12 protein-coding genes are annotated in these 13,585 nt (G+C 71.9%); 8 read left to right on the top strand and 4 right to left on the bottom strand.

All coding sequences use genetic code 11. The features are described from left to right. Positions 1-4 precede the first annotated feature (4 nt). Positions 5-682, bottom strand: a complete 678-nt coding sequence (locus tag SCNRRL3882_RS13120) for a spermidine synthase (protein WP_010040368.1) — start codon at positions 680-682, stop codon at positions 5-7. A gap of 171 nt (positions 683-853) precedes the next feature. Here SCNRRL3882_RS13120 and SCNRRL3882_RS13115 point away from each other — a divergent pair, with 171 nt between their 5' ends. Next, positions 854-1,675 carry a rhomboid-like protein gene (locus SCNRRL3882_RS13115; protein ID WP_010040366.1) on the top strand — a complete coding sequence of 274 codons (822 nt, stop codon included), beginning with the start codon at positions 854-856 and terminating at the stop codon, positions 1,673-1,675. A gap of 45 nt (positions 1,676-1,720) precedes the next feature. Here the strand turns inward: SCNRRL3882_RS13115 and SCNRRL3882_RS13110 are convergent, their stop codons facing one another. Continuing rightward, positions 1,721-2,368 carry a GNAT family N-acetyltransferase gene (locus tag SCNRRL3882_RS13110; RefSeq protein WP_010040363.1) on the bottom strand — a complete coding sequence of 216 codons (648 nt, stop codon included), beginning with the start codon at positions 2,366-2,368 and terminating at the stop codon, positions 1,721-1,723. A gap of 175 nt (positions 2,369-2,543) precedes the next feature. Between SCNRRL3882_RS13110 and lon the strand changes: the two genes are divergently transcribed. Next, a complete protein-coding gene (gene lon / locus SCNRRL3882_RS13105) occupies positions 2,544-4,958 on the top strand; it encodes an endopeptidase La (RefSeq protein ID WP_010040361.1) in 2,415 nt (804 codons plus the stop codon). A gap of 173 nt (positions 4,959-5,131) precedes the next feature. Beyond that, positions 5,132-5,623 (top strand): MarR family winged helix-turn-helix transcriptional regulator, encoded by a 492-nt coding sequence (locus tag SCNRRL3882_RS13100; RefSeq protein WP_010040359.1) that lies wholly within the window; start codon positions 5,132-5,134, stop codon positions 5,621-5,623. Positions 5,624-5,639: 16 nt separating this feature from the next. Here SCNRRL3882_RS13100 and SCNRRL3882_RS13095 read toward each other — a convergent pair whose 3' ends face one another. Then, positions 5,640-6,425, bottom strand: a complete 786-nt coding sequence (locus SCNRRL3882_RS13095) for a protein phosphatase 2C domain-containing protein (protein WP_010040357.1) — start codon at positions 6,423-6,425, stop codon at positions 5,640-5,642. A 368-nt stretch (positions 6,426-6,793) separates the two neighbouring features. Here SCNRRL3882_RS13095 and SCNRRL3882_RS13090 point away from each other — a divergent pair, with 368 nt between their 5' ends. Genes SCNRRL3882_RS13090 through SCNRRL3882_RS13070 form a run of 5 tightly spaced genes read left to right on the top strand, consistent with a single transcriptional unit; the run spans position 6,794 to position 12,418 of the window. Then, entirely contained in the window at positions 6,794-9,574 is a 2,781-nt protein-coding gene (locus SCNRRL3882_RS13090; protein ID WP_029181202.1) for a nitrate- and nitrite sensing domain-containing protein, read from the top strand. Further along, complete coding sequence (locus SCNRRL3882_RS13085; RefSeq protein WP_010040348.1) at positions 9,571-10,095, top strand: roadblock/LC7 domain-containing protein; 525 nt, start codon at positions 9,571-9,573, stop codon at positions 10,093-10,095. The genes SCNRRL3882_RS13090 and SCNRRL3882_RS13085 overlap by 4 nt, the downstream gene beginning before the upstream one ends. Continuing rightward, positions 10,092-10,514 carry a DUF742 domain-containing protein gene (locus SCNRRL3882_RS13080; RefSeq protein WP_010040346.1) on the top strand — a complete coding sequence of 141 codons (423 nt, stop codon included), beginning with the start codon at positions 10,092-10,094 and terminating at the stop codon, positions 10,512-10,514. Before SCNRRL3882_RS13085 ends, SCNRRL3882_RS13080 begins: the two co-directional genes overlap by 4 nt. Further along, positions 10,495-11,142: a GTP-binding protein gene (locus SCNRRL3882_RS13075; protein ID WP_010040344.1), complete on the top strand. Its 648-nt coding sequence runs from the start codon at positions 10,495-10,497 to the stop codon at positions 11,140-11,142. Before SCNRRL3882_RS13080 ends, SCNRRL3882_RS13075 begins: the two co-directional genes overlap by 20 nt. A gap of 13 nt (positions 11,143-11,155) precedes the next feature. Further along, complete coding sequence (locus SCNRRL3882_RS13070; protein WP_010040342.1) at positions 11,156-12,418, top strand: styrene monooxygenase/indole monooxygenase family protein; 1,263 nt, start codon at positions 11,156-11,158, stop codon at positions 12,416-12,418. Here the strand turns inward: SCNRRL3882_RS13070 and SCNRRL3882_RS13065 are convergent. Further along, positions 12,382-13,563 (bottom strand): C40 family peptidase, encoded by a 1,182-nt coding sequence (locus tag SCNRRL3882_RS13065; protein ID WP_010040339.1) that lies wholly within the window; start codon positions 13,561-13,563, stop codon positions 12,382-12,384. The two genes, SCNRRL3882_RS13070 and SCNRRL3882_RS13065, sit on opposite strands and share 37 nt — an antisense overlap. Positions 13,564-13,585 lie beyond the last annotated feature (22 nt).

Genomic DNA, 13,585 nt, shown 5'->3' with positions numbered 1-13,585 from the left:
TTTGCTATCCAGGGCTGATGCCGAGGTGCACGACGTCCGGAACGCCCCGGGCAACCGGGATCTCTTCGGTACGCACCTGTTGGAACCCGGCATTCCACAAGGTTTCTTCGAATTCCGGAGAGGGCTGGGCGGACCAGACGGCGAGCACCCCGCCGGGTCTCAACACCCTTGCGCAGCTTGCCAGTCCGGCCTTGCCGTAGAGATTTTCGTTGCCCTCCGTGACGGTCCAGCCGGGCCCGTTGTCGATGTCGAGGCACAGGGCGTCGTACGTGGCGGATGTCTCATTGACGTAGGCCACGAGATCGGCTTCGACGATTTCAGTGCGGGGGTCGGCGAGGGCCTCGGCGGAGAACGCGGAGAGCGGGCCGTCGAGGTGCCATTCGACAATCGCGCGCTCGCGTTCCACGACCGTGATCCCTCCCCAGCGCGGGTTCGCCGCCGCGTGGGCGAGGGAGAAGCCGACGCCGAGCCCGCCGATCAGCACGTCCGGGTGGTCCCGGCCGGTCAGGGCGTCCAGGGCCGCGTCGACGAGCCGCCGCTCCGAGCGGCCGTCGGAGGTGTCCATCAGGAAACAGCCGTTCGCGATGATCTCCAGCCGGTCGCCGTGCCGTCGCAGCACGACCTCGCCGTGCGGGCCCTCGCGACGGTCCAGCACGTGGGGGGTGTCGTTCGAGGTGGGCATCCGAGCATCTTGGCAGGTGAGGGGTGTCCGGCGCCAAGCATTACGGGTAGGCCGGAGGGGGGCGCGGTGCGCGGCTGTCGGGTTGCTGTGAATCGGCTCTCGCGTGGCGCCCGTCACAGACAGGGGGCGCAGGTGCGCGAAGTGTGGGACCTGACGGAAGGAGCGCCCGCCGTGGATCGCACCGCGCCGGCCGACGAGACGGCCACGCCGGCGCCTTCGGGCGCGCCGGTTTCCGACGTGTCGGCGCTGCTGGACGGGGTGCCGCGGCAGCGGTCCGGCGGTGGAGTGCCGTGCGCGACCGTGGGTCCGGGCGTACGAGAGCCCACGGCGGTGAAGAGACCTCGGCTTCGGGTGCCGGGGGTCTGGCGGCTGCTCCCCACTCCCACGGGTACGCCGTTCACGTTCGGGTACGGGATCGTCCTCTGCCTGACCTCGCTGTTCTCCGCGTACGCGGACCCCGCCCTGGTGCACGCCCTGCTCCAGGGGTCCAGTACGGATGTGGCGCACCTGGTGCGGACGCCGGAGCTGGTGCTGATCGGCAGTGCGCTGTGGCTCGCGGGCGGAGTGGCCTCGCCGTTCGCGATCGGGTTCGTGCTCGTGCTGACCGCGCTGGAACGGCGGATCGGCGGCCTGCGCACGGCCGGTGTCTTCCTGCTCGGGCACGTCCTCGCCACCCTGGCGACCGAGGTCCCGGTCGGGCTCGCGGTGCTGGCGGGGCAGCTCCCCGAGAGTTCGCTGCACCGCCTCGACTACGGCGTCAGCTTCGGTGTCGCCGCCGGCACCGGCGCCCTGGCCGGGCTGCTGCCGCTCTGGCTGCGCGTGCCGCTGCTGGCCGGCTTCGGCGGGATGCTGCTCCAGGACCTGCTCGACCTCACCGACCCGATGACGAACTGGGGGCATCTGATCGCCCTGGCCATCGGTGTCGCGACCTGGCCGGTGGTCCGGCGGTGGCGGAGGAGGCGCGTCGGCTCGATCGGTCCGGTCCGGGGCTGAGGCGCCGGCTCACCCGGACCGGCCCGGGCCTGAAGGCGAGCTCGTTCAGGCCCGCGGGCAGTGCTTCGCGCTGGTGAGCGGGGCCACCACCTCCCAGCCCAGCGCCTCGTAGAGCCCTCGCCCCGCGGGCGTACCGGCGAGGACCCCGGTCTGTGCCCCTTGCCGCACGGCGGCGCTCTGCAACGTCCGCATGACGAGGCTGCCGAGTCCCCTGCGGCGATGCTCCGGGGCCGTCTCGATCTGGTCGGCGACGGCGGTGGCGCCCGTCGGGGCCATCTGGCCACGTGCCGCCAGCGAACCGTCCGGGGCTGCCACCATCACACGCGTCACCCCGCCGCGCGACCAGCTGCGCAGCCGGTAGCCGTCGGGCACGTCCGGGGCACTTCCCGGGGCCAGCGGGACCGTCATCAGATAGCCGGGCTCGGGGTCGATCCACCAGCTGTCGTCGAGCCAACCGGCGACCACGGACGGGTGCCGGAACGCCTTCAGCCACACCCCGTCCCCGGTCACCGCGCCGGCCACCTTGCGGACGGACGTCTCGTCGAGGTCGTCGCCGGTCGCGCCGAACACGTGTCGTGTGACGTGGCCGTTCGTCCCCACGTCGATCGTGCAGCCCCATGGCTCGGCCACGGGCGGAGCCGCCCCGCGCGACACGATCCACCCGTCCACCCACGCCCGCACGGTCCTGTCCACGCCGCTCCTTGGTAAGAGGCTCTTACGGTATTGATCTGTTACATCCTCGACCCTACGACTCCGGCCGCGCCTGGTGTCACGGTCGATCGCTCACAGCGAACGGTGGGCGGGGAACATCCGGCGCCTCCCGTGCATTGAGTCGGCATAGCTCAACTTGACTGCCGAAGGGGAGATCATGGCTTCGACGTCCACACCGCTCACCCTGCCCGTGCTGCCGCTCGACGACGAGGTCGTCCTGCCCGGGATGGTGGTCCCGCTGGACCTGAGCGACTCCGAGGTCCGTGCCGCGGTGGAGGCCGCCCAGGCCGCTGCTCGGACAACACCCGGAAAGCCCCGGGTACTCCTGGTGCCACGCATCGACGGCACGTACGCCAACACCGGTGTCCTCGGCACCGTCGAGCAGGTGGGCCGGCTGGCCGACGGCGATCCGGGCGCGCTGATCCGCGGCCGGGGCCGGGTGAGGATCGGTGCGGGGACCACGGGTCCTGGCGCGGCCCTCTGGGTCGAGGGCAGCAGCGTCGACGAATCCGTCCCGGAGCCGCTGCCCGGGCAGGTCGCCGAACTGGTCAAGGAGTACAAGGCCCTCGCCACCGCCTGGCTGCGCAAGCGCGGTGCCTGGCAGGTCGTCGACCGGGTGCAGGCCATCGACGACGTCTCGGCGCTCGCCGACAACTCCGGCTACTCGCCCTTCCTGACCACCGATCAGAAGGTCGAGCTGCTGGAGACCGCCGACCCGGTGGCCCGGCTGAAGCTCGCCACCCAGCAACTGCGCGACCACCTCGCCGAGCAGGACGTGGCCGAGTCCATCGCCAAGGACGTCCAGGAAGGCGTCGACAAGCAGCAGCGCGAGTTCCTGCTGCGGCGCCAGCTGGAAGCGGTCCGCAAGGAGCTGCGCGAGCTGAACGGCGACCAGGAGGGCGAGGAGTCCGACGACTACCGAACCCGGGTGGAGGCCGCCGACCTGCCCGAGAAGGTCCGGGAGGCCGCGCTCAAGGAGGTCGACAAGCTGGAGCGGTCCTCCGACCAGTCGCCCGAGGGCTCCTGGATCCGCACCTGGCTCGACACGGTCCTGGAGATGCCGTGGAACGAGCGCACCGAGGACGCGTACGACATCCAGGGCGCCCAGGCCGTCCTCGACGCCGAGCACTCCGGCCTGGAGGACGTGAAGGAGCGGATCACCGAGTACCTGGCGGTGCGCAAGCGGCGTACCGAGCGGGGGCTGGGCGTGGTCGGCGGGCGGCGCGGCGGAGCCGTGCTCGCACTCGTGGGGCCGCCCGGCGTCGGCAAGACCAGCCTGGGGGAGTCCGTCGCCCACGCGATGGGGCGCAAGTTCGTGCGGGTGGCCCTGGGCGGTGTCCGTGACGAGGCCGAGATCCGCGGTCACCGGCGTACGTACGTCGGTGCCCTGCCCGGCCGGGTCGTCCGCGCCATCAAGGAGGCCGGGTCGATGAACCCGGTCGTGCTGCTCGACGAGATCGACAAGGTGGGCTCGGACTTCCGGGGCGACCCGGCCGCGGCCCTGCTCGAAGTGCTCGACCCGGCGCAGAACCACACCTTCCGGGACCACTACCTGGAGGTCGAGCTGGACCTGTCGGACGTCGTGTTCCTCGCCACCGCCAACGTCCTGGAGGCGATCCCGGAGGCGCTGGCCGACCGGATGGAGATCGTCCGCCTGGACGGCTACACCGAGGACGAGAAGGTCGTCATCGCCCGCGACCACCTGCTGCCGCGCCAGCTGGAGCGGGCCGGACTCGACAAGGCCGAAGTGGCCATCGAGGAGGGCGCGCTGCGCAAGCTCGCCGGTGAGTACACGCGCGAGGCGGGCGTCCGCAACCTGGAGCGGTCGATCGCACGGCTGCTGCGCAAGGTCGCGGCCCAGCACGAACTGGGTGAGCGGGAACTGCCGTTCACCGTCCGGGACGAGGACCTGCGCTCTCTGATCGGACGGCCGCACCACGTGCCCGAGTCCGCCCAGGACCCGGCCGAGCGCCGGACCTCTGTGCCGGGCGTGGCGACGGGCCTCGCGGTGACGGGCGCCGGCGGTGACGTGCTGTACGTCGAGGCGTCGCTGGCCGACCCGGAGACGGGCGCGGCCGGGCTGACCCTGACCGGTCAGCTGGGGGACGTGATGAAGGAGTCCGCGCAGATCGCGCTGAGCTTCCTGCGCTCCCGCGGTGCCGAGCTGGAACTGCCGGTGGGTGACCTGAAGGACCGGGGCGTGCACATCCACTTCCCGGCGGGCGCGGTCCCCAAGGACGGTCCCAGTGCCGGTGTCACGATGACCACGGCCCTCGCCTCGCTCCTGTCCGGCCGTCTGGTCCGCACGGACGTGGCGATGACCGGCGAGGTCTCGCTGACCGGGCGGGTCCTGCCGATCGGCGGCGTGAAGCAGAAGTTGCTGGCCGCCCACCGCGCCGGGGTCACCACCGTGATCATCCCCAAGCGCAACGAGCCCGACCTGGACGACGTCCCGGCGGAGGTGCTGGACAAGCTCGACGTCCACACCGTCACCGACGTCCGCCAGGTCCTGGAGCTGGCGCTCGCGCCCGCCACCGCGGATGCGGCGCCGGAGGTTCCGGTGGCCGCGTGACGGAGGTCACCGGATGAGGGAAGGCCCGGGTCCCGTGAGGGAGGCCCGGGCCTTCACCGTGTGGCGGCCCTGTGGACGTGCCCCCCGTGACCTGCGGAATACTTGCCGAACTGCGGCGATGGCCGCGGGTAGCGGAAAATGCAGGTACGGGCGACAACCGAGGCAGGGCTCACGTGCACGAGGACGGCAACGACGACGGACACCGGGACGCCTCTCTGGCCGGAACCGGTGTGGATCAGCCTGCCTTTCTGGCGCTGGAGCGGGAGCTGACCGTGCTGCTGCGGCGGGCCCGGGCCAACCAGGGCGAGATGGCCCGCGAGGTCCACCCCGACCTGGAGTCGTCCGCGTACGGCCTGCTCGTGCGGCTGGACGAGTGCGGCCGGCAGCGCGCCACCGAGCTCGCCGCCTACATCGGCGTCGGCAAGGCCACCATGTCCCGCCAGTTGCGTGCCCTGGAGGAGCTCGGCCTGATCGCCCGCGAACCCGACCCCGCCGACGGCCGCGCCTGGCTCGTCGCCCTCACCCAGGAGGGCCACGACCGGGTCCGCCGGGTGCGCGAGGCCCGGCGCGCCCGGTACGCCGGCCGCCTGGCCGACTGGGACACCCGCGAGGTCACGGAACTGGCCCGGCTGCTGCACCAGCTCAACCGCGGCATGGAGAAGTAGCAGCCGGTCCGGGTCTCTAGAACTCGACGTACACGACCGTCGCATCGTCGTGCGTCTTGCTCCGGCCCAGGAACGATCTGGCCGAATCCGCTCGCTCCAGCGTCCGCACCCGGTCCACCAGTGCCTGTGGCCCCTCCTTGCGCATGACGTGGAAGCAGTCCGTCCAGTCGCCCTCCGCGAACCGCTCCACCCAGCGGGTCGCCCCGTCCGTCAGAGCGGCCAGGGCGCGGACCTCGCGCCGGGGCAGGGTGCCGGTCACCGCTCGCCGGGCCACCGAGGGATCGGCCGCCGCCGTGAAGAAGCCGCCCTCCTTGTTGCGGAGCGTGGAGTCCACCAGCGCGTCCGTGGCCAGGGCCGAGCGGGGCAGGAGGGCCAGCCGGTCGTCCAGGAGGGGCGTCACCACGCCGTCCGGGGACTCCACGAGGAGAGCCGAGTCCGACAGGACCAGGTACTCCACCGTGTCCGGGGACCAGCGGGCCACGATCACCGTGGCCTGAGGTGTGCGGGGGTGAGAAAGGTCACAGGTTGAGGCGTGCGCCTCGGCGGTACGCGCGATGGCGCGGGACAAGGCGTCGACCAGGGGAACATCCGGGAGTGAAACGGTCAGTTCGGTCAGTGCTCCACCGAGGCGCGCGGTGAACCAGGGAACGGAATGCAGACAGCCCGTCCCGCCCTTCGGCGGTGTGACCCCGTCCAGGACGACGACCGAACCACCCTGTCCGGAGGCCGGTAGTCCGACGCTGGCGAAGTCCTCGTTGGGGCGGTCCGCGTCTCCCGGTTCCGAGGCGAGTTCAGTGCGCATTCAGCCAGTCTGCACGAGCCCTCCACAAGGTCCGCAAAACGCTGGCAATGGTTGCCGGGTCGGTGCAGCCATGCAGGTCAGGTGCCCCGTTTGGGCTGGAATGCTTTGTTCCGGGAAGGCGTGGTGGCGAATACTGCCACCGCCCGCGCGCGGCGTCCAACCGGCCTGCCGCGCAAGGCCGCTGCAAGGGCCAGCGGAACTTGCCCCCCAACTCCCCTCCGGGGTTCACTCCTTCGGGTGGCGGGTCAGGTGATGCACGTGCGGTGCCCACCGGCGCTGGGAGGGTCGGGAAGTGTACCTGGAGTACGCACCAGTTGACGGAGCGTCATCCGGGCCCATGAGTTCACGAGTCAGGAATGCGAGCACCGGTGCAGAAGACGCGGCCTCGTCGCACAGGCAAGCAGACGACCCCCGTTCAGGGCGCTGAGCCGACGCCCCCCACCGGCAAGGGCCGCCCCACCCATGTGCGCAACCGGCTCATCGTGGCCGTGGCCGTGGTCGCCGCCGCCATCGCCGGGGCGGGCACCCCGTCCGTCCTCGCGGCCTCCGGCCAACTGCACGACTCGCAGGAGCTGGTGACGCTCGCCGAGCAGACGCAGGACGCCCTCGCCCTCGCGCACTCCCTCGCCGACGAGCGCGACGACGTCACCTCCTACATCGCGGCCGGCCGCCCCAAGTCCAAGGCGCCCTCCGAGCAGCGCAGCGCCCGCGTGGACCGGCAGGTCGAGGAGCTGCGGGGCGACACCGACACGCCCGCCTCGCTCCGCTCCGACCTCGACGACATCGCGGCCGTACGCCGGGCGGCGCTCACCGGCAAGAGCAGCGCCCTCGAAGCCCACCAGGCGTACTCCACCGCCATCACCGAACTCCACCGGCTCGCCGAGCAGCTGGCGCAGCAGACGCCGCCCCGCGCGGGCTCCGGCGGGCAGGCGCTGGCCGAACTGGACTCCGCCGTCCAGCAGGCCGCCGCGGCCCGGGGGCTGCTGCTCGCCGCCCTGAGCGTGCCGCGCAGCACCACGACGGTCATCGACCCGGTCACCGGCCTGCCGACCGAGACCGCCTCGGACGCCGACGCCCGGCAGCGCGACGCCCTGAGCGCCGCCGCCCAGCAGGCCCGGCTGCGCTCCGACGCGGCCCTGGCCGACTTCCGCGACACCGCGCCCAAGGCGGCCCGAACCTCGTTCGACAACACGGTCACCGGCACCGAGGTCAACTCCGCCGAGAAGTACCTCGCCACGCTCACCGACCAGCCCACCCTCTCCAGCGGCGAACGCTCCACCGACACCAGGAAGCTGGACGCGGCCCTCTCCGCCCGGGTCGACCTGATGCGCGGCGTGGAGTCCGCCCTCTACGACCGCCGCACCAAGGACCTGGAGGCGCTGCGCGACGACGACGTCACCGCGCTGGAGATCCGCATCGCCGTCCTCGGCGCCCTGATGCTGCTCGCCGTCGGCGTCGCCACGGGCATGGCCCGCAGCCTCACGCGCCCCCTCGCGGTCCTGCGCCTGGGTTCGAAGCGACTGGCCGAGGCGGAGGTTCCGACGGCCGAGGAACCCGTCAGGTTCACCGGCCGCAACGACGAGTTCGCCCAGGTCGTCCGCTCCGTCAACGCCCTGCACGCGCACGCCGTCGCCCTCACCGAGCGGATCTCCACCCTGGAGTCCGACCGCAAGCACCTCGTCGGCCAGCGCCAGAAGATGGCCGACGCGCGCGAGGAACTGCGCGGCGAACTCGCCGAGTCCGCGGCCCAGCTGGAGCGGCTGCGCACGGCCATCGGCGGTACGTTCGTCAACCTCGCGCTGCGCACGCTCGGTCTGGTCGAACGGCAACTGGCCGTCATCGAGAACCTGGAGGAGCGCGAGCAGGACCCGGACCGCCTCGCCACGCTGTTCAAGCTCGACCACTTCGCCACGGTCATGCGCCGGCACAGCGAGAACCTGCTCGTCCTCGCCGGCACCGAGCACGTCCAGCACGCCGCCGGGCCCGTGCCGCTCGTGGACGTCGTCCGCGCGGCGGTCAGCGAGATCGAGCGGTACGAGCGGGTCCGGATCGCCGCGCTGCCGCCGCACGCGCACATCGCGGGGTTCGCCGCGGACGACCTGTCCCACCTGCTGGCCGAACTCCTGGAGAACGCCACCTCGTTCTCGCCGCCCGACCTGCCCGTCGAGATCTCCGGCTGGCTGCTGGAGAACGGCGAGGTCATGCTCTCCGTCCAGGACGAGGGCATCGGCATGGCCGAGGACCGGCTGGAGCGCCTCAACGCCCGCCTCGCCGACTTCGACCCGGAGGCGCCCTACGACCAGGAGGGCGAGGACGGTCTCGGCCTCGGCCTGTACGTCGTGGCCCGCCTCGCCCACCGGCACGGTGTGCGCGTGCAGTTGCGCGAGCAGAAGCAGGGCGGGGTGGCGGCGGTCGTCGTCCTGCCCCGCACCCTGCTGGCGGCGGCCCCGGCCGCGGCCGTCCCGGCCTCCGGCCCGCTTTCGGGCACCAGCCACACCGTCGCGTTCCCCGGCGCCGACGCCGAGGCCAACTCCAACGTCCTGCACGGCCGCGCGAGCAACGGGGACCCGCTGGTGGCGCTGGCGGAGAAGGCGGTACGGCACGAGGAGGCGGCGGCGGAGTCCGCGCCGGCCGCACCCGCGATCGAGGCAACGGCACCGGCGGAGACCCCCGCCGAGACCACGATGGAGCTGCTGGCCCCGATTCCGCAGCACGAGCCGGCCCCGGCGGAGCACGAGCCCGCGGCCGCCGACGGCGCACCCGCCCCACAGGGGCCACCCGCACCCGACGACGAAACCCGCACGGGGGGTGCGGGTGGGAACGGGATCGCCGAAGGTGAAGCCGAGGCGGAACACGGACGCGCACCCGACGACGAAGAGGACCGCGTCACCGACAAGGGCCTCCCCAAGCGCACGCCCAAGATCACCGCTCCGACCACCGCGCCCCGCCAGCGCAGCGGCTCGGTCGACGCCGACGCCCTCCGCCGCCGCCTCGGCGGCTTCCGCCAGGGGGCCCAGGCCGGCTACCGCGACGTGGAGGCGGAAATCGCCGAACGGACGGCCTCGCACAAGCGGCCGGACACCAACGCATCACCACCAGCTGAATCCGAAGAAGCCACGGGGGGCACAGTCGAGGAGGCAAGCAGTTGACCGCTCCCAGTACCTTCGGACTGATCGGACTGAGCAGTGAGGCCCGCAACCTGCACTGGCTGCTGACCAACCTCGTCGAGGAGGTACCCGGCATCCTCTCGGTCGCGGTCGTCTCGTCCGACGGACTGCTCCTGCTGTCCTCCGACGACCACCGCAACCAGCAGGCCCGGGAGGCCCTCCAGGCCCGCGGGACCAAGAAGACCGGCCCGCGCGGCTCCGCCGCCGACCTGGCCACCATCGTCTCCGGCATCGGCAGCCTCACCGTCGGCGCCGCCAAGCTGATGGACTTCGGCGGGGTCCGGCACACGATGGTCGCGATGGACGAGGGCAGCCTGTTCGTGATGTCCATCAGTGACGGCTCGCTGCTCGGCGTCCACGGCTCCGCGGACTGCGACATGAGCGTGGTGGCGTACCACATGGCCCTGTTCGTGGGCCGCGCCGGTCACGTCCTGACGCCCGAACTCCGCAGCGAACTCCGGAAATCCCTGGAGGATTCCCAGACGACGGGGAGCGCCCGATGAGCAGTACGCCGAAACAGCACCTCCCGGTCCGCGGCGGTGACCGCAAACCCGCCCGGGTCCGCCCCTACTCGCTCACCGGCGGCCGCACCCGCTTCGGCCACGTCCTGCTGGTGGAGACGTTCGTGGCGAGCACGGCCGCGCTGGACGCCCCGGAGGAGCGCAAGGAGCTGACGAACGGTTCCCTGTCCACCCGCGTGATGCCGGAGCTGCGGGCCATCGTCGAACTGTGCCGCCGGATGCGTACGGTGGCCGAGATCGCCGCGCTGCTGAAGATGCCGCTCGGCGTGGTCCGCGTGCTCCTGAGCGACCTCGCGGACCAGGGAAAGATCCGTGTGTACGGGACGGGAACCGGCCATGGCACGGGCCGCCCGGACCGAGCTCTGCTGGAAAGGGTGCTGAGTGGACTCCGTCGTCTCTGACGCCGCTCACGGCGTCGCTGGTTCATCCCCGTTCGTCCAGCCCGGCGAGAGCATGCACGCCTGGGAGACGGACCGCACCCGTGCCCCCATCGCCACGAAGATCGTGGTGGCGGGCGGCTTCGGCGTCGGCAAGACCACGCTGGTCACCGCCGTCTCGGAGATCACGCCCCTGCAGACCGAGGCGCTGATGACCGAGGCGAGCGAGGCCACCGACGACCTCACCGCCACGCCGGGCAAGACCACCACCACCGTCGCCATGGACTTCGGGCGCCTCACGCTCGACGACGACCTGGTGCTCTACCTGTTCGGCACGCCGGGCCAGCAGCGGTTCTGGTTCATGTGGGACGACATCGTGCGCGGCGCGATCGGCGCCGTCGTCATGGCCGACACACGTCGCCTGAAGGACTGCTTCCCGGTCCTGGACTACTTCGAGAGCTCCGGACTGCCGTACGTGGTCGCGGTCAACCACTTCGACGGCAGCGAGCTCTTCGAGCCGGAGGACGTGCGGGAGGCCTTGACCATCCCGCGACACATACCTGTCATGATCATGGACGCGCGTCGCCGGATCTCCGTGATCGAGACCCTCCTGGCCCTGGTGGGCCACGCGCTCGACGAAACCCCCGAGTAGAGGAACAGCCCGCATGCGGAAGATACTCGTCGTCGGAGCCGGTCAGTCCGGGCTCCAGATAGCTCTCGGCCTCCAGTCGCAGGGGTACGAGGTCACCCTGATGTCCAACCGGACGGCGGACGAGATCCGCACCGGCCGGGTCATGTCGACGCAGTGCATGTTCCACACGGCCCTGCAGCACGAGCGCGATCTCCAGCTGAACTTCTGGGAGTCCCAGGCCCCGAAGATCGAAGGACTCGGCGTCTCGGTCGCCGCCCCCGGCTCCTGGGCCGAGGGTCCCGCGGCCCGTGCGATCGACTGGCTGGGCCGGCTCGACGGGTACGCCCAGTCGGTCGACCAGCGGGTGAAGATGGCCGGCTGGATGGAGACGTTCGCCCAGCGCGGCGGGCAGCTCGTCATCCACGGCGCGGCCGTCGGCGACCTCGACTACTTCGCCCGTACCTACGACCTGGTGCTGGTCGCGGCCGGCAAGGGCGAGCTGGTGCAGATGTTCGCCCGGGACCCGGAGCGCTCCCCGTACAGCGAGCCGCAGCGCGCGCTGGCCGTGTCGTACGTGCACGGCCTGGGCCCGCGCCCCGAGCACCCCGGCACCGAAGGGGTCCGCTGCAACCTCGTGCCGGGCGTCGGCGAACTGTTCGTCATGCCCTGTCTGACCACCTCCGGCCGCGCCGACATCCTGTTCTGGGAAGGCATACCCGGCGGCCCGCTCGACGTCTTCAACGGCGTCAAGGACCCGGCGGAGCACCTCTCCCTGACCCTGGAACTCATGGAGCGGTACGTCCCATGGGAGTACGCGCGGGCCACCAAGGTCGAACTGACCGACGCGGGCGGCACGCTGGCCGGCCGCTACGCCCCCACCGTCCGCAACCCGATCGGCCGTCTGCCCGGCGGCGGGCTCGTGCTGGGCGTGGCGGACGTCGTCGTGGCGAACGACCCGATCACCGGCCAGGGCTCCAACTCCGCGTCGAAGTGCGCGGCCGCCTACCTCGCCTCGATCGTCGAGCGCGGCGACAAGCCGTTCGACGAGGAGTGGATGCGGGCCACCTTCGACCGCTACTGGGACACCGCGCAGCACGTCACCAAGTGGACCAACGCGATGCTCGCGCCGCCGCCGGAGCACATCCTGAACCTGATCGGCGCCGCGGGTGAGCTCCAGCCGGTCGCCGACCGGTTCGCCAACGGCTTCAACGACCCGTCCGACTTCGAGAACTTCTTCTACGACCCGGAGAAGACACAGGCCTACCTGGCCGACGTGTCCGGCGCGGGCGCCGCGTAGTCCGCGTAGTCCGCGTAGCCCTCGTATCCCTCGTCCGACCCGTCCGTGGCCCCCTCGGGGAGCTCCGGTGGCTCGTAGCGCCGCAGGGGCTTCCCGTCCGGGTCCGGGCGTACGGCGCCCAGGAGCGGGTTGGCCGCGATCGGTGACACCTTCACCTTCGCGCCCGGGCGGGGCGCCTGGACGACCATGCCGTCGCCGAGGTAGAGCGCCACGTGCGTGGCCTCCGGGAAGTACACGACCAGGTCCCCCGGCCGCAGCTCCCCAAGCGGGATCCGCTTCAGCCGCTTCCACTGCTCCTGGCTGGTCCGGGGGATGGGCGTCCCGGCCTCCGCCCAGGCCTGCGAGGTCAGGCCCGAGCAGTCGTACGACTTCGGGCCCTCCGCGCCCCACACGTAGGGCTTGCCGAGCTGCCGCACGGCGTAGCGCACGGCGCGGTCGCCCTCGGCCGACGGTTTGCGGACGCTGCTGAGCGCGCCGGACGCCATGAACTTCTGCTGCGCCTCGGTGATGCCCTGCTTCTCGAACGCGGCGAGGGCGGCGAGCTGGTCGCGGCTGAGGGAGGCGAGCAGTTCCTCGACGTCGTGGAGCCGCTCGCGGACCTCGTCCCGTTCCTTCCTCCGCCGCTCGGTGAGGGCGAGTTGCAGGTCGAGCGCCTGGCGGGCCTTGCGGGCCAGCTCCTGGGCCTTCCGCTCGCTGCCGGTCAGCCGGCCGACGGTGACGGCCCGCTCGCGCGCCAGTCGGCCGATCACACGGCCCTCGTCGATCGCGTGCTGCGGGTCGCGGGCCAGGAGCAGGCGTACGTACGGGGAGATGTCGGTGCTGCTCTGGTACTGCTGCCGGGCCAGACGGCCGGCCGCGCCCCGGCTGTCGTGCAGGGAGAGCCGGGTGCGGGCGAGGGCGCGGTCCAGGCGGTCGGTCTCGGCGCGCTGCCTCTTCAGCTTCTCCTCGGTGGCGTTGTAGGCCTCGGTGGCCTGTTCGGCCTTCCGGTACAGCTGCTGAAGGTCTGTCAGGAGTTCTGCGACGGCAGCGGTCTCCGGTCCGAGGTCGGATCGCGGTTCCGGGGCCGCCGTGGCAGGGGCGGGAGCGAGGACGGTCGTTGCTGCCACCGCCGCCGTGCAGACCAGGCGCAGCAGGCTTCCTGACATGCCATCACCTCCGTTGCGGGGG

Source organism: Streptomyces chartreusis NRRL 3882, assembly GCF_900236475.1.
Taxonomy (GTDB): Bacteria; Actinomycetota; Actinomycetes; order Streptomycetales; family Streptomycetaceae; genus Streptomyces; species Streptomyces chartreusis_D.
Note: the sequence above shows the minus strand (reverse complement) of the source record. Positions and strands in the feature narration are given on the sequence as shown.

Coding starts and splice junctions, on each gene's coding strand:
- SCNRRL3882_RS13120 (WP_010040368.1), bottom strand. CDS start 682: ATGCCCACCTCGAACGACACCCCCCACGTGCTGGACCGTCGCGAGGGC.
- lon (WP_010040361.1), top strand. CDS start 2,544: ATGGCTTCGACGTCCACACCGCTCACCCTGCCCGTGCTGCCGCTCGAC.
- SCNRRL3882_RS13095 (WP_010040357.1), bottom strand. CDS start 6,425: ATGCGCACTGAACTCGCCTCGGAACCGGGAGACGCGGACCGCCCCAAC.
- SCNRRL3882_RS13080 (WP_010040346.1), top strand. CDS start 10,092: ATGAGCAGTACGCCGAAACAGCACCTCCCGGTCCGCGGCGGTGACCGC.
- SCNRRL3882_RS13070 (WP_010040342.1), top strand. CDS start 11,156: ATGCGGAAGATACTCGTCGTCGGAGCCGGTCAGTCCGGGCTCCAGATA.
- SCNRRL3882_RS13065 (WP_010040339.1), bottom strand. CDS start 13,563: ATGTCAGGAAGCCTGCTGCGCCTGGTCTGCACGGCGGCGGTGGCAGCA.